Below are 21,849 nucleotides of genomic sequence, written 5' to 3'. Positions count from 1 at the left end.
AGTATTATTCCGCAACTTCTCCTTCCCAATTCATAAATCCGCCTTCAAGGTTGTAGGCATTCTCAATACCGATGCTATTCATAATGGCACATGCTTGGCCGCTTCGGTTTCCGGATCTACAGTACACGTAATAGTTCTTGGTCTTGTCAAGCTTTTCCAGTTCGTTCAAAAACTCTTGCCCCAAATAGATATCGATATTGGTTGCACCGGGAATATACCCCTCCTCTACTTCTTCTGGAGTACGTACGTCCAAAATAAAGGAGTTATCATCATTTTCCAATTGGGTTTCCCACTCTTCTTGTGATAGGTCTGACATTTTTATCAATTTAAGTTTAGCAAAAATAAAAATCCGGAGCATAACCCCGGATTTGAATCTCTTAATTCTATGGATTATACTTTTATGGTGCATCCAATGGCCTTGGTCGAGGTTACCTTGATCTCTTTCCCAGCCAACATGGCATCCACTGCATCTTCCACATAGGTTTCGTCTACCTTTGAAGCATCTTGGTAGTTATCATCTATAGCACCAATATATTTTACCACGTTCCCATCGGCAGTCTTTTCAAGCAAATAGACATGAGGCGTTCTGGTTGCCCCGTATTGAGGATACACTTTCTGGCCTTCATCCAATAGATAAGGAAAAGTAAATCCCTTTTCTTTGGCCCTGGCTTTCATCTTTTCAAAACTGTCGCCCGGTTTGGCCGATGGATTGTTCGGATTAATCGCAATTACGGGAACCCCTTTGGATTTGTATTTCGCATCCAGTTCAATAATACGATCTTCATATGCCACGGCATAAGGACAGGTATTGCAGGTGAAAATCACCAAAAATCCTTTAGCATCAGAGTAATCTGAAAGTGAAACCATTTTTCCGTCAATATTCTTCAATGAAAAATCAGCAGCAGTATCGCCAATAGCATAGCCCTTTTCGGCAAAAGTATTTCCAACAAAGGAGGCCATTGAAATCAGAAGTATCAATGCGCCCAAGATTTTAAAGGTTTTCATTTCTATTTAATTTATGAATTGATTTAATTCGTTTGTGAGTTCCTCATAGGTAAAGCCTTTTTCATAAAATAGGCGTTTATCCTTATTATAAATAAGAGTGGCAGGAATACCCCCTCCCCATTCTTCTGAAACTTTGGGAATCCATGTGTTCTGTTTTGGATCGTCCAGTATTACCACTTCTGATTGCAGTCCTTTCTTTTCCACAAAAGGTTCAAGACGGGATTTCCACATACTGGGCATATCCAAGCTCACTAGAACAACTTTTACATTGTTATCCTTAAACTCGGTATTGACCTTTTCAAAATACGGAAGCTCCTCTATGCAAGGCTTGCACCATGTTGCCCAAAAGTTTACTATATAAGTGGTGTCATCTTCCAAATGAAGCATTGGCTCAAAAGAATCAAAGTTGTACACAGGGAATTTGACTTTGCTATTTTCCTCACTATTAGAAACAATAGTTTTAGCCACTATTTCTTGACTAGTATCGCTATTTTGCTTAGACTTTTCTCCACATCCAACCAAAGTCAACATCACAGAAAAGAATATCAATAGTAAATATCTCATCATTTAATATTCAGACGATTAAAATTAACCATTGCTTTACCCCTCTTTCTTTTTTTTAACAAAACTTTATAGTCACAAATATTTTTCTACTAGATAAATCAATTTACATTTGTATATACAAATATTGTAAATACATGAATGTAGAGGAAATCATAAAGACCACAAAAAAAATTCCATTGGAGAGCCGTACTCTTATTCACTTGACCTTGGTACACAACCAGGTGAATGAGATAATCAACAACGCTCTCAAACCTTTTGAGGTCTCCCTACAACAATTCAATGTGTTGCGAATATTAAGAGGACAAAAAGGGAGACCTGCTAATCTTTCCACCCTCAATGAACGTATGGTGACCAAGATGAGCAACACCACACGTCTTGTGGATAAACTTTTAGGTAAGGGATATGTTAATAGAGCTGTTTGCGCCACCAATAGACGCAAGGTGGAAATTATTATCACTGACCTCGGCAAGGAAGCGCTTGCCAAAATGGATAAGGCGGTCAGCAAGGCCGAAAAAGATGCGGTTTCCAATTTATCCCAAAATGAACTTGAAACTTTAAACACCCTATTAGACAAATTTTAAAATGAGCACCACCTTAGAAAACCTCAACTGGCGCTATGCCACTAAAAAGTTTGATGCCGACAAAAAAATATCCAGCCAGGATTTGGACACTATTTTGAAAGCCATTCAACTAAGCCCCTCTTCTTATGGGTTACAGCCTTATCATATTCTTGTAATTACGGATGAGGCTCTCAGAAAAGAATTACAACCGGCTTCTTGGAACCAATCACAAATAGTGGATGCCTCCCATCTATTGGTATTTGCGGCCAAATCTGAATTTGGCAGTGAATTGATTGATGATTATCTCCAAAACGTAGTAGACACAAGAGGTGTAAATCCAGAAAACCTGAAAGGATATGGAGATTTTATGAAATCAAAACTTCTGGATTTACCCAACAATATAAAAACTACATGGACATCAAGACAAGCTTATATAGCAGCGCAGAGCGCGATGTTGGCCGCGGCTGAGCTAAAGATTGACACTTGTCCTATGGAAGGTTTTGAACCGGCTAAGTATGATGAAATACTGGGCTTAAAGGATAAAGGGCTTACTAGTGTTGTAGTCCTTACCGTTGGCTATCGTTCTGAAGAGGACGATACTCAAAACTATCCCAAAGTTCGCAAAAGCAACAAAGAATTATTTACTCACATATAAATTAGTACACTCTTAAATTTTAAACATGAAAACAAGCATTTTATCATTAGCATTGACCCTAGTTTTTGGCGGAGCCGTATTGGCGAATCCAATTGATGGAGAAAAAAAGGCCGTAAAGGTTGAAGAAAGCACAGTAACCTGGAAGGCCTACAAGGTTGGTGGTTCCCACGTGGGCACCATTGCCCTTAAATCTGGTTCTTTGGAATTTGAAGGCGAAACTTTAGTAGGAGGTGAATTCGTAGTCGACATGTCCACAATCAACACTACAGATTTGACAGGTGACTATAAAAACAAATTGGACGGTCACTTGAATTCTGACGATTTCTTTTCAACGGCTTCAAATCCAACATCTTCTTTGGTTTTCACTGGTGTGAAGCAAACTGGAAAGAACGCATACAGTGTAACTGGAGACTTGACTATTAAAGGAATTACAAAGCCTATTTCTTTTGATCTTTCTGTTTATGGAACAAAAGCAACAGCTACTTTGAAAGTTGACAGAACTAATTTCGACGTAAAATACGGGTCAGGAATTATTGGTACGGCAAAAGACAAGCTTATCTACGACGAGTTTGACTTGGTTGTCGACCTTCAGATGTAATTGACCTAAGTTTAGTGTTTGGAAATCCCGTTGGACAGCGTATCCGACGGGATTTCTAATTTTATGCGACAAAATTGGTGAAAATTCATTTTCCTTTCTATATTTGAAGCAATGAAATTAAACAATGTAAATACTTGGTGGTGGAAAAACTTACGACAGATATCGTGAGCTAGTCCCCATTATAACCATATACGAGGCTTGTCATCACGACAAGCCTTTTTTAGTTTAAAATTTTAGCTCTTTTAAAATGGCCTATAAATTAAAAACACATTACAGAAAGATTCTCGCGGACACCATAACACCTGTTAGTGTCTATCTAAAAATACGGGACAAATTTCCCAATAGCATCCTTTTGGAAAGTAGTGATTACCATGCCAACGATAATAGCTTTTCATATATATGTTGCAATCCCATTGCCTCAATCAAAATTGAAAATGAAAGTGTAACAAAGACGCTGCCTGATGGGACAATGGAAACCATGCCAATAACCGAAACAACCGATGTTACTCAAACCATTCACGAGTTTGCCCAGAAATTTTCCGTTGAGAACAATGGGTTCAAGTTCATAAACAATGGTCTCTTTGGGTATATGGCCTATGATGCGGTTCGCTATTTTGAAGATGTGGAAATCTCCACCAAACCAAATTCTATCCAAATTCCAGATATCTATTATGCGGTTTACAAAAACGTAATCGCCATAAACCACTTTAAAAACGAAGCCTATCTTTTTGCTCACTGCTATGATTGTGAAAGCAATGTAGCAGAGATAGAACAATTGCTTAACGTAAGAAACTTTGCTTCCTATAATTTTTCTTTGGAGGGTGGCCCAGATTCTAACTTGAAGGACGAAGAATACAAAGAGCATGTAACTTTGGCCAAAAAGCATTGTCAGCGCGGAGATGTTTTCCAACTGGTGCTTTCCAGACGTTTTAGCCAAACCTTTAAAGGTGATGAGTTCAATGTGTATCGTGCTTTGCGCTCCATAAATCCGTCACCCTATCTTTTCTATTTTGACTATGGGGATTTCAAGATTTTTGGCAGTTCACCGGAAGCACAGTTAATTGTGAAAGAAGGAAAAGCAGAAATTCACCCCATTGCGGGCACTTACAAAAGGACAGGTAGTGATGAGCAGGATGCCGAACTTGCCAAACAACTAGCACAAGACGAAAAGGAAAATAGTGAACATGTAATGTTGGTGGACTTGGCGCGCAACGACTTAAGCCGAAATGGAAACACGGTCAATGTTGAGACCTATCGTGAGGTACAGTACTTTTCCCATGTGATTCATTTGGTGTCAAAAGTGACGGGAATAAAAAAAGAGGATATTCCAACAATGAAAGTGGTAGCGGACACTTTCCCAGCTGGAACTCTAAGCGGAGCACCCAAACATATGGCCATGCAGCTTATTGAAAAATACGAGAAAACAGGAAGGTCATATTACGGAGGTGCCATAGGTTTCATGGATTTTAGCGGGAATTTCAATCATGCCATTATGATTCGGACTTTTTTAAGCAAGAACCACAAGCTGCACTATCAGGCAGGGGCCGGATTGGTTGCAGCCTCAGACCCGGAGACCGAATTGCAAGAAACCTTCAATAAACTGGGCGCTCTCACAAACGCACTTAAAATAGCGGAAACTATCTAAGCCATGGGAAGAAAGATATTGATGATAGATAACTACGATAGTTTCACCTACAATTTGGTACACTATCTTGAGGATTTGGATTGTGAGGTAACGGTCAGACGGAATGACCAATTAACACTGGAAGAAGTGGAACCTTTTGAAGAGATTGTTCTTTCTCCCGGGCCGGGAATTCCAGATGAAGCTGGACTCTTAAAATCTATAATTGAAACCTATGCCCCTACCAAACGTATTTTTGGGGTATGCTTGGGTCAACAGGCCATTGGGGAAGTTTTTGGAGGAAGCTTAGTGAACTTGGACCAGGTATATCATGGAATTGCCACTACCATTCAAGTTGTGGAGGAGGATGTTATCTATAGGGATATGCCTAAAAAAATTGAAGTAGGTAGATATCATTCTTGGGTGGTTCACCCAGACTTACCAGAAGAATTGGAAGCCACTTCTTTTGATGAAAACGGTCAAGTAATGTCATTAAGACACAAAACCTTGGATGTAACAGCAGTGCAGTTTCACCCAGAATCGGTATTGACACCACAGGGAAAACAGATGCTAAAAAATTGGCTTGATAACTAACTTTAGATGTTAGTCCTGCTGTCATCCTAAGCGTAGTGGAAGGAGGCAGGAATCCAAACAAATAGATTCCGCATCAAATGCGGAATGAAAAAAAATTAAAATGAAAGAAACACTAAATAGACTTATCAATCACGAAATACTCTCCAAGGAAGACGCCAAGCAAATCTTGGTCAATATTGCCAAAGGAGACTACAACACAAGCCAAATAGCTGCTTTTTTAACGGTTTATATGATGCGGAGCATTACCATTGAAGAATTGGAAGGCTTTCGCGACGCGTTGTTGGAGCTTTGTTTGGCAGTGGATTTAAGTGATTACAATCCCATAGACTTATGTGGAACCGGAGGAGATGGCAAGGATACATTCAATATCTCCACATTGGCCTCATTCGTTACCGCTGGTGCCGGAATTAAAGTGACCAAACATGGGAACTATGGTGTTTCCTCCAAATGTGGCAGCAGCAATGTCATGGAATTTTTGGGTATCAAATTCAGCAACGAAGCAGACTTTTTGAAGAAATCAATTGAAGAAGCTGGAATATGTGTCCTTCATGCACCTTTGTTTCATCCTGCCATGAAAAATGTGGCGCCCATTCGACGGGAATTGGCAGTAAAGACGTTCTTCAATATGTTGGGGCCCATGGTAAACCCTGCTTTTCCTAAAAATCAAATGGTAGGGGTTTTCAATTTGGAGTTGGCCCGAATGTATGGCTACCTGTATCAAAACACAGATAAAAACTTTACCGTTCTGCATGCTTTGGATGGGTACGATGAAATTAGTTTAACCGGGGCTACCAAAACCATTTCAAATGGTTCAGAGGGTATGCTTTCTCCTTCTGATTTTGGAATCTCCAAGGTAGATGCAAAAGCCATTGTTGGTGGAGACGACGTATCAGATTCAGCCCAAATCTTTATGGATATTCTTCAAGGTAAAGGAACCGAAGCCCAAAACAATGTAGTTTGTGCCAACGCTGGAGTGGCTATAGCCACGGTGGAGGGAATTAGCCCAAAAGAGGGTTTTGAAAAAGCAAAGGAATCACTCTTGGGAGGCAAAGGACTAAAAACACTGAAAAAAGTTCAAGAATTAAGTATTCAGTAGCAAAAGGAATCGGAAAAAAGAAGATGAACATTCTAGATAAAATAGTAGCCGATAAACGCAAAGAAGTATCCCTCAAAAAGGGGTTAATTCCGACAAGTCAATTGGAAGCTTCAGTGCTTTTTGAAAGAAACTGTGTTTCATTGGCTGAGTCGTTGCGTAATTCGAATACAGGAATTATAGCAGAACACAAACGCCGTTCCCCATCCAAACAAACCATAAATCAAAACACAAATGTTGGAGTTGTGGCTAAAGGATATGAAAAGGCAGGGGTTTGTGGCATGAGTGTGCTAACGGATATCAAGTACTTTGGAGGTTCATTGGAAGATTTACTCTTGGCCCGAGCTTCTGTATCCATGCCCTTGCTCCGCAAGGAGTTCATGATAGACGAATACCAGGTCTTGGAGGCCAAAGCCTACGGAGCTGATGTCATCCTTCTGATTGCAGCCGTGTTGACCAGAGAAGAAATCAAAACCTTATCGGAACTGGCCAAAAGTTTGGGTATGGATGTTTTGTTGGAGGTTCATAACCAACAAGAATTGGAAAAGTCAATTATGCCTAGTTTGGATATGCTAGGGGTAAACAATAGAAACTTAAAAACCTTTGAGGTCAGTTTGAATACCAGCAAAAATCTATCCCAACTGATTCCGGATGACTTTGTCAAAGTTTCAGAAAGTGGAATTAGTTCCATTGAAGCCATCACGGAATTGAGGAAGTTTGGATATAGGGGGTTTTTGATTGGGGAGAATTTTATGAAGACGGAGAATCCTGGCCGGAGTGCCAAAGCGTTTATTGAAAGTTTGAAAAAAAATATGTAATGTCATGTCGAACGGATGTGAGACATCTCAATATTTCTTGAGATTCCTCAATCGCTTCGCTCATTTCGGAATGACAGAAAGAAAATGAAACTAAAAGTTTGTGGTCAAAAATATAATATAAGTGAAGTTGCAGAACTGCAACCTGATTATTTGGGCTTTATTTTCTGGGAACCGTCCGCCCGTTCTTTTGAGGGAGAAATCCCTTCCCTTCCCAAAGGGATAAAAAAAGTAGGGGTTTTTGTGGATGCGCCAATTCATGAAGTATTGGAAAAAATTGAGAACTATCAATTGGATGGGGTTCAGTTACACGGAAATGAGAGTCCAGAGTATTGTGAACAGTTACGTCATTCCGAACATGTTTCGGAATCCCATCCGAAGGAGACCCTGAAACAAGTTCAGGGTGACGGCTTAATAATCATAAAGGTTTTTTCCATCAAAGACGAGTTTGATTTTTCGATACTCGAATCGTATGAAGAGGTATGTGACTACTTCTTATTTGATACCAAAGGAAAGTTGCCTGGCGGAAACGGATACACCTTCAACTGGAAAATCCTTGAAAATTATCCCTCAACCAAACCTTATTTTTTGAGTGGCGGTATTGGATTGGAAAACGCAGAAGATATCCAATTGTTTTTACAAACCGATTCGGCTAAATACTGTCATGCCATTGACGTCAATAGTAGATTTGAAACAGAACCCGGGCTTAAAAACATAGAAAAACTAGAAGAATTCAAAAAAATATTGCACCATGAGTTATCACGCTAATGAAAAAGGATATTATGGCGAATTTGGTGGGGCATTTATCCCTGAAATGCTCTATCCCAATTGTGAAGAACTTCGCCAAAACTATTTAAAAATAATGGCAGAGCCTTCTTTTACGGAGGAATTTCATCAATTGCTCAAAGACTATGTGGGTAGGCCGACCCCGCTCTACTTTGCCGAGCGACTTTCCGAAAAGTATCAAACAAAAATTTATCTCAAACGGGAAGATTTATGTCATACAGGGGCACACAAGGTGAACAACACTATTGGGCAAATTCTGATGGCCAAAAAATTAGGTAAGAATCGAATCATTGCAGAAACCGGCGCAGGTCAACATGGTGTGGCAACCGCTACTGTCTGTGCGCTAATGGGAATTGAATGTGTGGTGTATATGGGTGAAATTGATATCGCACGCCAGGCTCCCAATGTTGCTAGGATGAAAATGCTGGGGGCCGAAGTAAGAGCAGCTAAATCCGGTAGTAGAACCTTGAAGGATGCAACCAATGAAGCCATTCGGGATTGGATAAACAATCCTGTTGACACCCATTACATTATCGGTTCTGTAGTTGGACCACATCCCTATCCAGATATGGTGGCGCGATTTCAATCTGTAATATCTGAAGAAATCAAGTGGCAATTAAAGGAAAAAGAGGGTAGAGAAAACCCAGATTACGTAGTGGCCTGTGTGGGTGGCGGAAGTAATGCTGCTGGAGCTTATTTTCATTATTTGGATGAACCTAAAGTGGGCATTATCGCCGTTGAAGCTGCCGGAAAAGGAATAGATACCGGTGAGAGCGCGGCTACCTCAGCTTTGGGTAAAGTAGGTATTATCCATGGAAGTAAAACCTTGTTAATGCAAACACAGGACGGACAGATTACTGAGCCCTACTCGATTTCCGCGGGATTGGATTATCCTGGTGTCGGTCCAATGCATGCCCATTTGTTCCGTAGTGGGCGGGGCGAGTTTATTTCGATAACTGATGATGAAGCAATGACAGCTGGACTCGAGGTTTCCCAATTGGAGGGCATTATACCTGCTATAGAAACCAGTCATGCCTTTGCCATTTTTGATTACAAAAAATTCGAAAAAGAGGATGTTGTGGTCATCAATCTATCGGGTAGAGGAGACAAGGATTTACAAACATATATTGATTATTTTAAACTGTAATCGTCATGCTGAACTCGGTTCAGCATCACATCCTACTATGAAAAGCAGCTTTGTTTACATATTGACCAATACGTACCGGACTACTTTTTATATCGGAGTTACTTCAGACTTAAAAAAGAGAATAACAGAGCATATTGAGGGTTTTGGTTCGGCTTTTATTAAAAGGTATAACTTGAAAGATTTAATATTTTTTGAGGAGTTTTCAAACATAAATCAAACGATTGAAAGAGAAAAACAGCTCAAAAATTGGCACAGAGAGTGGAAACTAAATCTTATCAGAGAACAGAATCCTTCTTTATCAACTTTAATAATTTAATGAGAACCTGAAACAAGTTCAGGTTGACGCATAGTTATGAACCGAATTCAAGAAAAACTAAACGAGGACAAAAAGCTCCTTTCCATATATTTTACAGCCGGATACCCTGAAATAAACGATACAGTTTCCATTATTGAATCACTTGAGGAAGCTGGTGTAGACATGATAGAGGTTGGACTCCCTTTCAGCGACCCCCTCGCAGATGGACCAACTATTCAGGAAAGCTCTACAGCTGCACTTCATAATGGAATGCATACCGAACTACTCTTTGAACAATTAAGAGACATTCGAAAAACAGTAAATATTCCCTTAATTGTAATGGGTTATTTTAATCCCATGCTTCAGTATGGCGTAGAAGCGTTCTGCAAAAAATGTCATGAAATTGGTATTGATGGCATCATCATGCCCGACCTTCCATTGGATGTCTTTCAAGAAGAATATGAAGCTATTTATAAAAAATATGGGCTAATCAATGTCTTTTTAATAACTCCCCAAACCAGCGAGGAACGTATTCGAGAAATCGATGAAGTCTCTGATGGATTCATTTACATGGTCAGTTCGGCCAGTACCACTGGAGCAAAATCAGGTTTTGGAGATGAACAAAAGGCCTATTTTGACCGAATTGCCTCATTAAACCTCAAAAATCCGCAAATTGTTGGTTTTGGAATAAGTAATTCAAACACGTTTCAAGCGGCAACGGAGAAGGCTAAAGGAGCCATTATTGGGTCGGCATTCATTAAATATTTAACCCAAAATGGAACAGAGAATATTCAAAGTTTCGTAGAGAATATTCTCGACTAAGCAAGCCCTAAGTTTGTTTCAAAGGGAATGGACTTAAAAATCTGAATTTCGGCGGTCACTCCTTTCGGGCTTTTGGAAAGCTTAAGTCCACCATTGTTTTTCTTTAGCATCCGCTTACAGATGAAAAGCCCTTTACCGGACCCTTTCTCCTTTTTCGTGCCTAGAGAACTTGTAACTATTTGCCCCGTATTTATTTTTCCAAGTTTTTCTTCATCAACTTGTTCAGCCATGTTATGCACACGTAGGCTGAAATGGCTTTCATTTTCCATGTTATCTATCAAGATACGTTGGTTTTGGGGTGAAAACTTTATGGCATTTGTAAGCAAATTTCGAATCACAGTTTGGAAAACCTCTTTGGAATAAAACAAATTGAATTCTTTGTCAACCGCATTCACCAAACTCAGATTCTTTTCACTTAAATTCTGCGAATACTGGTTCTTTATGCCCTCAACAAGTTCATAAAGGTTGATGTCCATATACGATTTGAGGGTTTCATCATTTTGCATGGCCCAATTCAAAAGATTATCCAACATACCGTAGGTCTTATCTATGGATTGTTGAAGCAAGCCCAGATACTCGTTTCTATCCGATTTGGATTTTGAATTGCGGGTGATGGTCGTCAACATTGAAATTTGATGGATGGGCGTCCTCAAATCATGGGCAATTATTTTCATAATATCCTTACGAAACGTGGTAAGTTCCATCAATTCCTCATTTTGAACACTGACCACCTGATGTTGTTCCTGAAGTTCGTTCTGTAATCGAATAACTCGGTTAAAAACAAAAAAGCTCACGGCACCCACGGAAGAAATCATAATAAAAGCCAGGATATACTTTCCCAAGGGCAATTCCGGATAGAGCATTGCGCAAGCTATGATGAATGCAGTGTTGTAGCCAACTACAACAAATTGGTGCCAAGGTTTTTCAAATACGGCCAATAAAAGACCCATTACAAACACGATCATCTCGACCCTAGAGAAATAAGCTTCAAAATTCAGATTGGCATCTTCTAACCTAAAGGGTAAATAAATTGTGGATGAAAGGATATTGATGTACACCATAATGATGAACAACAAGCTGGTCGTCATCCATTTCAGTTTCCAAATGACTGAAGAAATCAGGACAATGGAAAAAACGACGAGATGCTTTGCCGCATACTTATTCAGTCCGCCTAACTGATATTCCGTAAAAAAATTAGTGGCCAATCCAGCCAACACCAAAATAATGAGGACATGAAAAATTATGCTGTTGCGGTTAATAGCAACAAGCACTTGTTTATCTTTATAAAACGTACTCAATGTAGTTTCCAAAATTGACACAATATTGATACCTGAACGTATTTTGGTGTATTTTCTTACTTTTTTGACAGATTTTTAGATGAAACGCAATATTCTATTTCTTTTTTTATTGACCATTACATCTGGTTTTAGCCAGAATTTGGATAGTATTAGTATCAAGTCCAGTGTGGCTTCTGCCATTCAGGATTTACGTGATTTCGTGGCCATTCCCAGTGATGCTCTTAACGGGAGTGATATTCAAGACAATCTGTTTTGGCTAAAAAAGCAATTCGGTGAGCGTGGTTTTAATACCACAGAGCTGGACACCGAAAACCATCCCTTATTTTTCGCAGCACTTCCTTTACGTGACGATAAACCCACTATTCTCATTTATATGCATTTTGACGGGCAATCAGTGGACCCGAGTAAATGGGACCAGCCTAGCCCTTACCAAGTAGTCTTAAAAAAACCCAATGGGGATACTTATGAAACCATTTCCTTCGATGAGTTGGAGAACGATATCGATTATGATTGGCGTTTGTTCGGTAGGGCCACGGCGGACGATAAAGGTCCTATCATCATGTTTCTCCATGCCATAGACCTTTTAAAAAAGAATGAAAGTGAAATACCCTTTAATATCAAGGTCATTTTGGATGGCGAAGAAGAACGAGGTAGCAAACCACTTCCAAGAGCGGTAAAACAGTATCGTGAACTGTTGGAAGCAGACTTTCTAATAATTAATGATGGCCCTATGCACCCATCAGGAAAACCTACGCTAATTTTTGGATGCAGAGGAATTACTTCGTTGACCCTAACTACTCATGGTCCTTACAAACCCCAACATAGTGGACATTATGGTAATTATGCCCCAAATCCTGGTTTTCAATTGGCTCAGTTGCTGGCAACTATGAAAGATAGTGAAGGTAGAGTTCTGATTCCGGGATATTATGATGGCATATCCATAGATGAAAACACGCAGTCAATTTTAAAGAGTGTACCAGACGATGCTAAAGCAATTTCTGAAAAACTACAATTTAGAACTGCTGAAAAAGTAGGTAGTTTTTACCAAGAAGCCCTACAATATCCAAGTTTGAATATTCGAGGGTTAGGTTCTGGATGGATTGGGAATAAAGCACGTACAATAGTGCCAGAAAGTGCCACGGCAGAATTGGATTTGAGATTAGTACCAGAAACCGATGGAAATCGCTTAAAGAAACTAGTCAAAGACCACATCAAAAAACAAGGTTTTTATGTGATGGACAAAATTCCGAGCAAAGAAGAACGAATGGCCCATGACAAAATAATTACCATAAAGGAAGGGACTGTAACTGATGCTTTTAGAACTGACCTCAATAATTCCTACGGGAATTTTTTGAAAAAAACCTTAGAGTCTAGTTTTGGTGAAGAGGTGGTGCAGATTCGAATTATGGGAGGAACCGTTCCCATTGCTCCTTTTATCAATGAATTGAAAATTCCGGCCTTTGTAGTTCCTATGGTAAATCATGACAATAACCAACATAGTCCAAACGAAAACCTCAAGATTAGTCAGTTGGCCTATGGGATTCAGGTGTTTTATAGTATTTTTAATACAATAAATAATTAACTAATTTAATTATCTCCTATAGCGTCCACTTCAACCCTGCCAAACGACCAATGCGCAATCACCCTCAACTAAACTTAGTTATACTTTTATTATTTCTAAGTTCATGTAGTCCTAAGATTTCCACCTCATTAATTCAAGAAAACAAATACAACTCTTTAAAATATGATGAGAAAATCACTGTTCTGGAATTAAACGATAAGCAGCCAGACAATGTTGAAATTTTAGGGCATGTAGAAATAAGAGATACTGGATTTAGTACAAAATGCAATTATAATACCGCATTGGATAGGGCAAAGCTTGAAGCCAGAACCGCTGGCGGAAATGCCATTAAAATAACCAAACATAAAAAACCAGATTTTTGGAGTACATGTCATAGAATAGATGCTACCATCCTAAAAATCAAGAAATAATCAAACCAAAATATGAGAAAAAAAATAGCTTTTGTAGTTGCCCTTTTTTTATCTGTTCAAATTACGTCGTCGCAAGATTTGATTGTCACAAAGCAAAATGACTCTATCCAGTGCAAAATTCTAAGGGTAAAAAAAGACATTATCTATTTTGTATTTAAGAATAAGGATGAATTTCAAAGTACTTCAATTCCGGTAGATGATATAATCGATTATCGAAAGAGTTTTTATGAAAGTAATCAAATACCAAAAGAAAGTCTTCCTGATTATAATGAATATGCCGGATTTAGGTTTGCATTCAATGGAGGTTACAGTTATGATCCCGGAAGATTGAATAGCAATACAATCAACCTAGGTTTTGAAGATTTTTATAGAGAGTTGAGGTCGGGCTATCATTTGGAAGCCAACATTACCTATTACTTAAGTAAAAACATTGGCCTTGGAATCAAATACAACATTTTCAAAACCTCCAATAGCATAGAAAATGTTGGTTTTATAGATACAGATGGTTCAGATATCATTGGAACACTGGCAAATGACATTACCGTATCGTTCGTTGGAGCAGTTTTGTCCTATAGGTTTCCTGGAAAAAAATCAAAAAACGCATTCATACTTAATTCTTCAATTGGATATTTGTCCTATAGAGATAACCAAGTTTTAGCTATTCCTGTCAATGTCAAGGGCAACAATTTAGGTTTTTCCTTTGATATTGGTTACGATTTTTTACTAGCCGAAAGACTTTCTTTAGGGATACAAGCAGGGGCAACTTCAGGAAGAATAAGAGAACTTGAAATAACTGGTGATTCTGGGACAAGCTTAGTAAGAATACCTGACGATGAAAGACCTAGCGGAAGTGCTAGGCTTGACTTTTCAATAGGCCTGCGGTACAACTTATAGGCATATTTTTATGGCAGAACATATTTTGGTATTATCTAGAAACTATCAACAATTCTTTTTAAAATCATATCTTTCTGCACTTTGCTTTCAAGTCCTTACACCTTATATATACAAAGAATTAAAACCTCTAAATCACTTTATCAAAACTCAATTCTCCTAACTCTTACGCCGAATTCCGACTTGCATTAATATTTCCGTAGAGTGAACGCGTCACAATCTTTTCATAAAGCTCTTTAAATTCAGAATCTTGGGAAATATGAAATAGCGCATTTTGCTGAATGACCAATAGCGGTAATACAATGTTTTCACGAATGTTGACAGACTCCCGTGAAATAGCCTCGTCTTCCATCAAAATCTTGGAACCGGAAATCTGAAGCAACATCTTTTGGGAAAGCTCGTACTCTGAGTACAAAATGTTCCAGAATTCACCATATTCCGCATCCTCCTTCATATAGCTGGTCAAATTGAAATTGGTTTTTGCCAATGACATCATACTGTTGTGCATCAGTGCACGGAAAAAAGGAACTTCCTTATAGAGTTTTTTTACTTCGTTTAAACGACCCTCATCCTTAAACTTTTGAATCGCAGTTCCCAAACCAAAGTATCCCGGTACGTTTTGTTTCAACTGGCTCCAGGAGCCTACAAAGGAAATGGCTCTTAAATCGGATAAGGTCAATTGTTTTTTGTTCCCTCTTTTCCCTGGGCGACTCCCTATATTGGCATTGGAATAGTATTTTAACGTACTTCGGTTCTCCAAATAGGAAATAAACTTGTCATGTTGTTTCAAAGCCTCATATTTGGCAAAACTCAATTCCGAAAGCTCTTCAATCAATTTCCGCTGTTCCGAACTTATTCCTATTTCCTTACCAAAAAGATTGTTGCTCAACCCTGCAGTCAATAATTGTTCCGCATTGTGGATAAACTGGTCTTTGGTACCATAGGTACTGGTAATAGTTTGTCCTTGAATAGTCAACTGGATTTCATGGTTGGCCACATCTTTGGTCTGTGCGGCATAAAAACGATGGGTTTTCCCCCCGCCACGAGCGGGTGGACCTCCCCTACCATCAAAAAACAGGGCCTTAATACCATTCTTCTTACAAACCTTGCTCAAGGTTTCTTTCGTTTTTAATATGGACCAATTGGCTTTAAGATATCCCCCGTCTTTCGTCCCGTCCGAGAAGCCCAACATAATGGTATGGGTATCTTTTCTTTTTGTCAGATGATCGCGATACATTTTGGTATCAAAAAGGGTTTGCATCACACTTTCTGAAGCTTCCATACCCTTCATGGTCTCAAAGAGCGGAATGATATCAAATGTAATTTCTTTGGCATCCCATCCACACCAACGGAACAATCCAAAAACAAAAAGCACGGAAAAAATGTCTTCAGAATTACTAATAATATATCGATTACAACCTTCTTCTCCATTTTTTGATTGGATGGACTTCAATTGCTTGATATTTGCGATGGTATCCTTGACGATATCCTCTTGGTATTTTTGAGTAGCAATTTTTGGATTTTTCTTCAGCAGCCAATCAATCAACTGCTTTTCGGAAAGCTCATCCAAACTTTCTTTGATTGCACCTTCTTCCTTTAGAATGGTTTCCACCACCAAGTAATGCTTACTATGATCTTGTCGAATATCCAGGGAGGCAAAATGCGATTTAAAAATTCGCACTTTATAAATAAGGTTATCCAATTCTACCAAATAAAGACCATGGTAATCTTCTAGCAGGGTTTCACGGATTTCATTGAGTTTTCCCAAAATCTCCTCATGACCAATAACAAAGTCTACATTAAACATTGCTTGATACAGCGAATCACTAAGCGTACCCAATTCATTTTGCAACGATTTAAAAGTGAGTTTCTTGCGAATAGACTTTAACTCGTTATAGTAACATTTCATCAAGGTTGTACGCAATTCATCCGCCACTTGATTTGTGATTTTCGCGGTAACAAATGGATTACCATCACGATCTCCACCAGGCCAAAAGCCAAGCTTAATTATATCGTAATTGGAAAAATCCTTATTTCGAACATTGCGCTTCACATAGGAAAACAACTCTCCCACAGCATCGTAGTACGTGTGACGAAGTATGTGAATTATGTTTTTTGCCTCATCCAAAGGTGTTGGCTTCTTTGCATTCACCAAAGATGTCAAACCCAATTGTTGCAAGGTGATATCTATATCATTGACCTTGTTTTCCTGAATTAGTTGGCCCAAATCGGAAATAATGTCAAGTACGGCAGGGGTATAAAACTGCGTAGGGTGCGCAGTTAAAACAATTCGTGCACTAAAGGTTGATAGCTTCTTGGATATCTTGTCCCAATTTTTGTCCTGGTCCACCAATTTAAAATAGTCCTTAATGGATAGTGAACTGGTATATTTTTGAAGCTTTGGAAATGCGGAATCTTCCACACTGTCATATAAAACTACCTGTCTCTCCACGTATTGGATGATATTGAACATAAAGTCCAGCCGCCGCCGTTCGGAGTCAATATCCGTGAAGTTGTCAAAGAAGTTATCCAGTATTTCCTGAGGTTTTTTACCCGCGTTCAACCCTTTTACACATTGATCAAAAAGTATGGGAATCAAAATGCCAACATTTTCAATATTGCGATAGGGCAAACTCAAAAAGAGACTGTTATAAATTGTGAATTTATTTACAACGGATTTCTTGAATTCCTCCAATCGTTGAACCTGTTGTGTATCGGTATGTTGTGACATGATATACGTAGCTTTGAATTTTTAAATATCGGGATAAAAGCCAGATTACCCCATTTTGTTTTCTCAAATAACAATTTGTTAAGCTAGTGATTCAAAAAATAACAGAGAAAAGTGTAATTCCACTACTATCTGAACGTATCCAAGAGGAACGGGCGATATTGATCTACCCTAAAATCGAAAGTGGTGTATAGGGGATTCTCCTGTTTTTTATCCTTGTATTTTTGAAGACTTCCCACAGCCCTGTTTGCAGCACCAGAGGGTGCGGTAAAAGAAACCGTCTTAACGATTCTGTTTTTTCTAGGTAATTTAAATTGATGGATTCTCGGTACCACTGAAGAAACTATTTCCAACTGAACATTATGGGTTTTTATATGTTTTCTGAAGAAATATTCAGGGCCATTTTTGCTATTGCCCCCCATAAATAGCAAAGTACTTATGTTCTCATATTCATAGAGGTATCCCAAAATATTTCGGAGTTTCACATTTTGCATTCCCAAGTCCGAAGCATCCACTTTTTCCCGTTCAGCACTATCCACAATGTCACAAACAGCTATTCTATGGTCCAACAAAAATTGTTTTCGTTGTGAAGTGGCCCCATGAGTGGTTTCATATTTTAATCCCAGATTAAAAATTCTATCCAAAATAGGCCAGAGCATACCATTCCTACTTCCATAGCAAAAATCAACATCGTCGGGTTTTAAATCTCCTGTGGTAAATCTAGGCGGAGGTAATGTACCTACAATAAGTTTTTCTGCTTCAGGAAACAAAAAAGGTTCGTACGGATGCTTATGAAAAAACAAAAGGTTTTCAAATGGGTTTATCGGACAAAAACCGGTTGGTTGGGTTTCAATGTATGTTCTTGGCTGAATAGATAACCATCGTAATCAAATCCTTTGATGTCATCCAGAGTTTTGGCGTCAGAATCTAAAATATAACGCACCATGGAACCTCTTGCCTTTTTGGCGAAGAAGCTAATCACCTTCAGATTGTCATTTTTCCAATCTTTGAAAATCGGGGCAATCACTTTTGTTTTGAGAAGTTTTTCATCTATGGCTCCAAAATACTCGTTACTTGCCAGATTTACAAAAAGCTCACTCTCTTCTAGTTCTTCATTCATATGCTGCGTAAGCTGCTTTTTCCAAAACTCATACAAATTCTTTTTTCGAGCCACCTTCAATTGGGTTCCCATTTCCAATCTATAGGGTTGGATCAAATCCAAGGGCCTCAAAATACCGTAAAGTCCAGAAAGGATTCGAAGCGTATCTTGTAGTTTATCCAACTTGTTCTCTGGAATGGTATATGCATCCAATCCTTGATATACATCCCCATTGAAGGCGTACACCGCGGGTCTTGCATTTTCTGGAGTAAAAGGTGTGGAAAATTGTTGGTTTCGCTCCCAATTCAGTTCTGCTAGACTATCCGAAATGGACATCAACTTTGCCAAAGCCTTGGGCTTTTTTTTTGCCAAGACCGAATTCAATTTGGTAGATTGCTCCAAAAACAAGGGTTCACTAAACCTTTTGGTTGGTAAAGCCGTTTCAAAATCTAGTGATTTCGCTGGAGAGATTACAATTTTCATTTTCAGTGATTTTCAGTAAAAATAAGAAGGAAAGTCCATTTAAAATAGAAGGCCATGATGATGTTTAACAATGGACGAATTGAAAAAACTTATCAGCCATTGTGCTTGGCGTAATTACTCCATTTTTCTATCGCACTTTTCATATCCTCAGGAAGTTCCGAATCAAATTTCATGAATTCTCCTGTCTCTGGATGTTCAAAGCCTAAGGTTTTGGCATGTAGCGCCTGTCTTGGTAATATCTTAAAAGTGTTTTCAACGAATTGCTTGTATTTGGTAAAAGTTGTTCCCTTAAGGATTTTGTTGCCACCATAGCGTTCATCATTGAAAAGTGTGTGTCCCAGATGCTTCATGTGTACACGTATTTGGTGGGTCCTGCCCGTTTCCAGTTTGCATGAAACCATGGTTACATATCCAAAACGTTCCAATACCTTATAGTGCGTAATGGCCTCCTTGCCGTTGTCACCCTCAGGAAATACAGTCATCTGGAGTCTGTTTTTTGGATTTCTCCCGATATGTCCTTCTACAGTTCCCTCATCTTCCTCTACATTGCCCCAGACCAATGCCATATATTCACGCTCGCTGCTTTTATCAAAAAACTGTTTGGCCAAATGAGTCATAGCTTCTTCCGTTTTGGCTATTACCAAAAGTCCTGAGGTGTCCTTATCTATCCGGTGTACCAATCCAGGTCTATTTGAACTGTTCTTTGGGAGGTTTTCAAAATGATGTACCAAAGCATTGATTAACGTACCGGAATAATTTCCATGCCCCGGATGCACCACCATACCTGCAGGTTTATTGACCACCAAAAGTGTATCATCCTCATAAATGATATCCAAAGGAATGTCTTCAGGAGTCAACAAAAACTCATAGGGAGGATGCTCAAACATGACCTTTACCTCATCCCCTGCCTTTACCTTGTAATTTTGCTTGACCACCGCATCATTCACCCAAATATGTCCTTGCTTGGCAGCCTGTTGAATTTTGTTTCGGGTTGCATTTTCAATGAAATTCATCAAAAACTTATCCACCCGAAGTGGTTCTTGACCTTTTGCGGCCGTGAACCGGAAGTGCTCAAAAAGTTCGTCTGGATTAACCTCAGGATTAGCAGAAGCATCCATATTATTGAGAATCTGCCTGAATGCGAGCCTTTGCGGGTACTGTACCGTTCCCACAGATAAGCTCAATCTTGGAGGTTTTAGGTATTTTATCCCCTGGTTTAAGATACTTGCCCTTATGCTTCATCTGATAAACCATGTCTTTACCCAATTCATCGATATAGGTAACCCGTTGTACATCCAAACCTACCGCACGCAACATGGAAGTAGCATTCCGTTGGGTCACTTGAATGATGTCTGGAACAGTTACTTTCTTATATCCAGATGGGTTTACGGTAAAGTATATTTTCCGATTGGACTTTACCTTGTTTCCCGCTGGGGGGTCCTGTTCCAAAATAGAAAAACGAGGGTATTCTGGATTGTAATTGGAAGAATCCAATACTTGGTATCGCAAACCTGCATCTTCCACAGCCTTTCTCATTTCAATTACTGACATCTTTGAAAAATCCGGTACTTCAACGAACTCACCATGGTTGGTTGAGCTTTTCAACCATTTCAATATTCCATAGCCAATAAGCACAACCGCCACTACTGCCAATCCCAACTGAATCAAAAAAGTCTTGCTTTTTAAAAAGCTTAAAAAATGTCTCATTTCGTGTAGGTAACTGGACAAATATAGGAAAGCCAATGCTTTTTTCTTTACTTTGAGCCAGCCATATTCGACGACCGGATGAAAAAGAACATTGCAATCGTAATGGGAGGATATTCCAGCGAGCATGATATATCCATTAAAAGTGGAGGTATAGTTTATAAACATTTGGATAGCGAAAAATTCAATGTCTTTCGCATCCACATCTATCTACAAAATCAGGGAAGTAAGAATTTAACCAACGGGATATGGGCCTATCTAACTGAAGATGATAAAGAAGTTCCGGTGGATAAATCGGACTTCAGCATTACGTTTCATGGAAAAAAAATAAATTTCGATTGTGTTTTCAATGCCATTCACGGTACTCCTGGTGAGGATGGTCTTTTACAGGCCTACTTTGAGCTTTTAGGGATTCCACAAACTTCATGCAATCATTATCAGGCCGCTTTAACCTTTAACAAACGGGATTTATTGAGCACTTTAAAGCCTTTTGGAGTTCAATGTGCCACATCCTTTTATTTGAACGAAGAAGACCCAATTGATAAAAAGCGAATTGTGGAAAAAGTAGGTTTACCTTGTTTTGTGAAGGCGAATCGGGCCGGCAGTAGTTATGGGATTTCCAAGGTCTACAAAGAGGAAGAATTGAAGACCGCTATAGAAAATTCCTTTAAAGAAGACCATCAAGTGATTATCGAATCTTTTTTGGAAGGTACTGAAGTATCTGTAGGGGTGATTACCTATAAAGGGGAGGTAACCGTTTTGCCTATTACCGAGATTGTCTCAGAAAATGATTTTTTTGATTATGAAGCCAAGTATGAAGGAAAATCGCAGGAAATTACACCTGCCAGAATAAACGAAGAACAACGGAAGAAAGTTTCCCAGCTTGCTGAGGATATCTATAAAATTATTGGGTTAAAGGGATATTCACGTAGTGAATTCATTTTTGTAGGTGACGAACCTTATCTCTTAGAGGTTAATACCACTCCTGGTCTGACCGAAGAAAGTATCTTACCCCAACAGGCAAAGGCTGCAGGTATAGAACTATCTGAATTATTTGAAAGTGCAATAGACGAAGCTTTGCGCTAGAATACCTATTTTT

Annotated in this window: 24 protein-coding genes; 15 read left to right on the top strand and 9 right to left on the bottom strand. The window is 39.0% G+C overall.

Going from position 1 to position 21,849, the window contains the following annotated elements; genetic code table 11:
* Nucleotides 1-4: 4 nt before the first annotated feature.
* The 3 genes from CLV81_RS19795 to CLV81_RS19785 form a co-directional block, all read right to left on the bottom strand.
* The gene (locus CLV81_RS19795; protein WP_106147892.1) at nucleotides 5-316 is read right to left on the bottom strand and encodes a rhodanese-like domain-containing protein; all 312 of its coding nucleotides are present in this window, start codon (nucleotides 314-316) and stop codon (nucleotides 5-7) included.
* A 74-nt stretch (nucleotides 317-390) separates the two neighbouring features.
* A complete protein-coding gene (locus CLV81_RS19790) occupies nucleotides 391-1,005 on the bottom strand; it encodes a thioredoxin family protein (RefSeq protein ID WP_106147890.1) in 615 nt (204 codons plus the stop codon).
* A gap of 6 nt (nucleotides 1,006-1,011) precedes the next feature.
* Complete coding sequence (locus tag CLV81_RS19785) at nucleotides 1,012-1,572, bottom strand: TlpA disulfide reductase family protein (RefSeq protein WP_170068344.1); 561 nt, start codon at nucleotides 1,570-1,572, stop codon at nucleotides 1,012-1,014.
* A gap of 131 nt (nucleotides 1,573-1,703) precedes the next feature.
* Here CLV81_RS19785 and CLV81_RS19780 point away from each other — a divergent pair, with 131 nt between their 5' ends.
* From CLV81_RS19780 to trpA, 11 genes are all read left to right on the top strand, one after another.
* Nucleotides 1,704-2,150 carry a MarR family winged helix-turn-helix transcriptional regulator gene (locus tag CLV81_RS19780; protein ID WP_106147887.1) on the top strand — a complete coding sequence of 149 codons (447 nt, stop codon included), beginning with the start codon at nucleotides 1,704-1,706 and terminating at the stop codon, nucleotides 2,148-2,150.
* Nucleotide 2,151: 1 nt separating this feature from the next.
* Nucleotides 2,152-2,784, top strand: a complete 633-nt coding sequence (locus tag CLV81_RS19775; RefSeq protein WP_106147885.1) for an NAD(P)H-dependent oxidoreductase — start codon at nucleotides 2,152-2,154, stop codon at nucleotides 2,782-2,784.
* Nucleotides 2,785-2,809: 25 nt separating this feature from the next.
* Complete coding sequence (locus CLV81_RS19770) at nucleotides 2,810-3,382, top strand: YceI family protein (RefSeq protein ID WP_106147883.1); 573 nt, start codon at nucleotides 2,810-2,812, stop codon at nucleotides 3,380-3,382.
* A gap of 247 nt (nucleotides 3,383-3,629) precedes the next feature.
* Nucleotides 3,630-5,027: an anthranilate synthase component I family protein gene (locus CLV81_RS19765; RefSeq protein WP_106147881.1), complete on the top strand. Its 1,398-nt coding sequence runs from the start codon at nucleotides 3,630-3,632 to the stop codon at nucleotides 5,025-5,027.
* 3 nt (nucleotides 5,028-5,030) lie between these two features.
* A complete protein-coding gene (locus CLV81_RS19760) occupies nucleotides 5,031-5,597 on the top strand; it encodes an anthranilate synthase component II (RefSeq protein WP_106147879.1) in 567 nt (188 codons plus the stop codon).
* Nucleotides 5,598-5,697: 100 nt separating this feature from the next.
* Nucleotides 5,698-6,693, top strand: coding sequence for an anthranilate phosphoribosyltransferase (trpD, locus tag CLV81_RS19755; protein WP_106147877.1), 996 nt, complete (start codon nucleotides 5,698-5,700; stop codon nucleotides 6,691-6,693).
* A 23-nt stretch (nucleotides 6,694-6,716) separates the two neighbouring features.
* The gene (gene trpC / locus CLV81_RS19750) at nucleotides 6,717-7,508 is read left to right on the top strand and encodes an indole-3-glycerol phosphate synthase TrpC (protein WP_106147875.1); all 792 of its coding nucleotides are present in this window, start codon (nucleotides 6,717-6,719) and stop codon (nucleotides 7,506-7,508) included.
* 84 nt (nucleotides 7,509-7,592) lie between these two features.
* Nucleotides 7,593-8,273 carry a phosphoribosylanthranilate isomerase gene (locus CLV81_RS19745; protein ID WP_106147874.1) on the top strand — a complete coding sequence of 227 codons (681 nt, stop codon included), beginning with the start codon at nucleotides 7,593-7,595 and terminating at the stop codon, nucleotides 8,271-8,273.
* Entirely contained in the window at nucleotides 8,257-9,438 is a 1,182-nt protein-coding gene (gene trpB, locus CLV81_RS19740) for a tryptophan synthase subunit beta (RefSeq protein ID WP_106147872.1), read from the top strand. The genes CLV81_RS19745 and trpB overlap by 17 nt, the downstream gene beginning before the upstream one ends.
* Nucleotides 9,323-9,754, top strand: a complete 432-nt coding sequence (locus CLV81_RS20895) for a GIY-YIG nuclease family protein (RefSeq protein WP_313790298.1) — start codon at nucleotides 9,323-9,325, stop codon at nucleotides 9,752-9,754. Before trpB ends, CLV81_RS20895 begins: the two co-directional genes overlap by 116 nt.
* Before the next feature lie 36 nt (nucleotides 9,755-9,790).
* Complete coding sequence (trpA, locus tag CLV81_RS19730) at nucleotides 9,791-10,555, top strand: tryptophan synthase subunit alpha (protein WP_106147871.1); 765 nt, start codon at nucleotides 9,791-9,793, stop codon at nucleotides 10,553-10,555.
* Here trpA and CLV81_RS19725 read toward each other — a convergent pair.
* Nucleotides 10,552-11,826, bottom strand: a complete 1,275-nt coding sequence (locus CLV81_RS19725) for a sensor histidine kinase (RefSeq protein WP_146129952.1) — start codon at nucleotides 11,824-11,826, stop codon at nucleotides 10,552-10,554. The genes trpA and CLV81_RS19725 overlap by 4 nt on opposite strands.
* A 106-nt stretch (nucleotides 11,827-11,932) precedes the next feature.
* On the opposite strand from CLV81_RS19725, the gene CLV81_RS19720 reads away from it, so the two are divergent.
* From CLV81_RS19720 to CLV81_RS19710, 3 genes are read left to right on the top strand one after another with little or no spacing between them, the layout of a single operon-like run.
* Nucleotides 11,933-13,435 (top strand): M20/M25/M40 family metallo-hydrolase, encoded by a 1,503-nt coding sequence (locus CLV81_RS19720; protein ID WP_106147867.1) that lies wholly within the window; start codon nucleotides 11,933-11,935, stop codon nucleotides 13,433-13,435.
* A 50-nt stretch (nucleotides 13,436-13,485) separates the two neighbouring features.
* Nucleotides 13,486-13,845: a hypothetical protein gene (locus tag CLV81_RS19715; protein ID WP_106147865.1), complete on the top strand. Its 360-nt coding sequence runs from the start codon at nucleotides 13,486-13,488 to the stop codon at nucleotides 13,843-13,845.
* A 12-nt stretch (nucleotides 13,846-13,857) separates the two neighbouring features.
* Nucleotides 13,858-14,739, top strand: coding sequence for a hypothetical protein (locus CLV81_RS19710; protein ID WP_106147863.1), 882 nt, complete (start codon nucleotides 13,858-13,860; stop codon nucleotides 14,737-14,739).
* 163 nt (nucleotides 14,740-14,902) lie between these two features.
* Here CLV81_RS19710 and CLV81_RS19705 read toward each other — a convergent pair whose 3' ends face one another.
* The 5 genes from CLV81_RS19705 to CLV81_RS19685 all read right to left on the bottom strand — a co-directional run bounded on the left by CLV81_RS19705 (nucleotide 14,903) and on the right by CLV81_RS19685 (nucleotide 20,753).
* Complete coding sequence (locus CLV81_RS19705; protein WP_106147861.1) at nucleotides 14,903-17,467, bottom strand: phosphoenolpyruvate carboxylase; 2,565 nt, start codon at nucleotides 17,465-17,467, stop codon at nucleotides 14,903-14,905.
* 125 nt (nucleotides 17,468-17,592) lie between these two features.
* Nucleotides 17,593-18,267, bottom strand: a complete 675-nt coding sequence (locus tag CLV81_RS19700; protein ID WP_106147860.1) for a uracil-DNA glycosylase family protein — start codon at nucleotides 18,265-18,267, stop codon at nucleotides 17,593-17,595.
* Nucleotides 18,268-18,284: 17 nt separating this feature from the next.
* The gene (yaaA, locus tag CLV81_RS19695) at nucleotides 18,285-19,046 is read right to left on the bottom strand and encodes a peroxide stress protein YaaA (protein ID WP_106147858.1); all 762 of its coding nucleotides are present in this window, start codon (nucleotides 19,044-19,046) and stop codon (nucleotides 18,285-18,287) included.
* A gap of 92 nt (nucleotides 19,047-19,138) precedes the next feature.
* Entirely contained in the window at nucleotides 19,139-20,164 is a 1,026-nt protein-coding gene (locus CLV81_RS19690; protein WP_106147856.1) for an RluA family pseudouridine synthase, read from the bottom strand.
* 1 nt (nucleotide 20,165) lies between these two features.
* The gene (locus CLV81_RS19685) at nucleotides 20,166-20,753 is read right to left on the bottom strand and encodes a PASTA domain-containing protein (RefSeq protein WP_106147854.1); all 588 of its coding nucleotides are present in this window, start codon (nucleotides 20,751-20,753) and stop codon (nucleotides 20,166-20,168) included.
* A 78-nt stretch (nucleotides 20,754-20,831) separates the two neighbouring features.
* On the opposite strand from CLV81_RS19685, the gene CLV81_RS19680 reads away from it, so the two are divergent.
* The gene (locus CLV81_RS19680) at nucleotides 20,832-21,836 is read left to right on the top strand and encodes a D-alanine--D-alanine ligase (protein ID WP_106147851.1); all 1,005 of its coding nucleotides are present in this window, start codon (nucleotides 20,832-20,834) and stop codon (nucleotides 21,834-21,836) included.
* The last annotated feature ends 13 nt before the right edge of the window (nucleotides 21,837-21,849 follow it).

The sequence above is a fragment of the Flagellimonas meridianipacifica genome (genome assembly GCF_003001695.1).
Lineage (GTDB): Bacteria > Bacteroidota > Bacteroidia > Flavobacteriales > Flavobacteriaceae > Flagellimonas > Flagellimonas meridianipacifica.
The sequence above is the reverse complement of the archived record's forward strand: the minus strand, read 5'-3'. Positions and strand labels throughout refer to the sequence as shown.

Coding starts and splice junctions, on each gene's coding strand:
- CLV81_RS19795 (WP_106147892.1), bottom strand. CDS start 316: ATGTCAGACCTATCACAAGAAGAGTGGGAAACCCAATTGGAAAATGAT.
- CLV81_RS19790 (WP_106147890.1), bottom strand. CDS start 1,005: ATGAAAACCTTTAAAATCTTGGGCGCATTGATACTTCTGATTTCAATG.
- CLV81_RS19785 (WP_170068344.1), bottom strand. CDS start 1,572: ATGATGAGATATTTACTATTGATATTCTTTTCTGTGATGTTGACTTTG.
- CLV81_RS19780 (WP_106147887.1), top strand. CDS start 1,704: ATGAATGTAGAGGAAATCATAAAGACCACAAAAAAAATTCCATTGGAG.
- CLV81_RS19775 (WP_106147885.1), top strand. CDS start 2,152: ATGAGCACCACCTTAGAAAACCTCAACTGGCGCTATGCCACTAAAAAG.
- CLV81_RS19770 (WP_106147883.1), top strand. CDS start 2,810: ATGAAAACAAGCATTTTATCATTAGCATTGACCCTAGTTTTTGGCGGA.
- CLV81_RS19765 (WP_106147881.1), top strand. CDS start 3,630: ATGGCCTATAAATTAAAAACACATTACAGAAAGATTCTCGCGGACACC.
- CLV81_RS19760 (WP_106147879.1), top strand. CDS start 5,031: ATGGGAAGAAAGATATTGATGATAGATAACTACGATAGTTTCACCTAC.
- trpD (WP_106147877.1), top strand. CDS start 5,698: ATGAAAGAAACACTAAATAGACTTATCAATCACGAAATACTCTCCAAG.
- trpC (WP_106147875.1), top strand. CDS start 6,717: ATGAACATTCTAGATAAAATAGTAGCCGATAAACGCAAAGAAGTATCC.
- CLV81_RS19745 (WP_106147874.1), top strand. CDS start 7,593: ATGAAACTAAAAGTTTGTGGTCAAAAATATAATATAAGTGAAGTTGCA.
- trpB (WP_106147872.1), top strand. CDS start 8,257: ATGAGTTATCACGCTAATGAAAAAGGATATTATGGCGAATTTGGTGGG.
- CLV81_RS20895 (WP_313790298.1), top strand. CDS start 9,323: ATGCCTTTGCCATTTTTGATTACAAAAAATTCGAAAAAGAGGATGTTG.
- trpA (WP_106147871.1), top strand. CDS start 9,791: ATGAACCGAATTCAAGAAAAACTAAACGAGGACAAAAAGCTCCTTTCC.
- CLV81_RS19720 (WP_106147867.1), top strand. CDS start 11,933: ATGAAACGCAATATTCTATTTCTTTTTTTATTGACCATTACATCTGGT.
- CLV81_RS19715 (WP_106147865.1), top strand. CDS start 13,486: ATGCGCAATCACCCTCAACTAAACTTAGTTATACTTTTATTATTTCTA.
- CLV81_RS19710 (WP_106147863.1), top strand. CDS start 13,858: ATGAGAAAAAAAATAGCTTTTGTAGTTGCCCTTTTTTTATCTGTTCAA.
- CLV81_RS19705 (WP_106147861.1), bottom strand. CDS start 17,467: ATGTCACAACATACCGATACACAACAGGTTCAACGATTGGAGGAATTC.
- yaaA (WP_106147858.1), bottom strand. CDS start 19,046: ATGAAAATTGTAATCTCTCCAGCGAAATCACTAGATTTTGAAACGGCT.
- CLV81_RS19690 (WP_106147856.1), bottom strand. CDS start 20,164: ATGGATGCTTCTGCTAATCCTGAGGTTAATCCAGACGAACTTTTTGAG.
- CLV81_RS19685 (WP_106147854.1), bottom strand. CDS start 20,753: ATGAGACATTTTTTAAGCTTTTTAAAAAGCAAGACTTTTTTGATTCAG.
- CLV81_RS19680 (WP_106147851.1), top strand. CDS start 20,832: ATGAAAAAGAACATTGCAATCGTAATGGGAGGATATTCCAGCGAGCAT.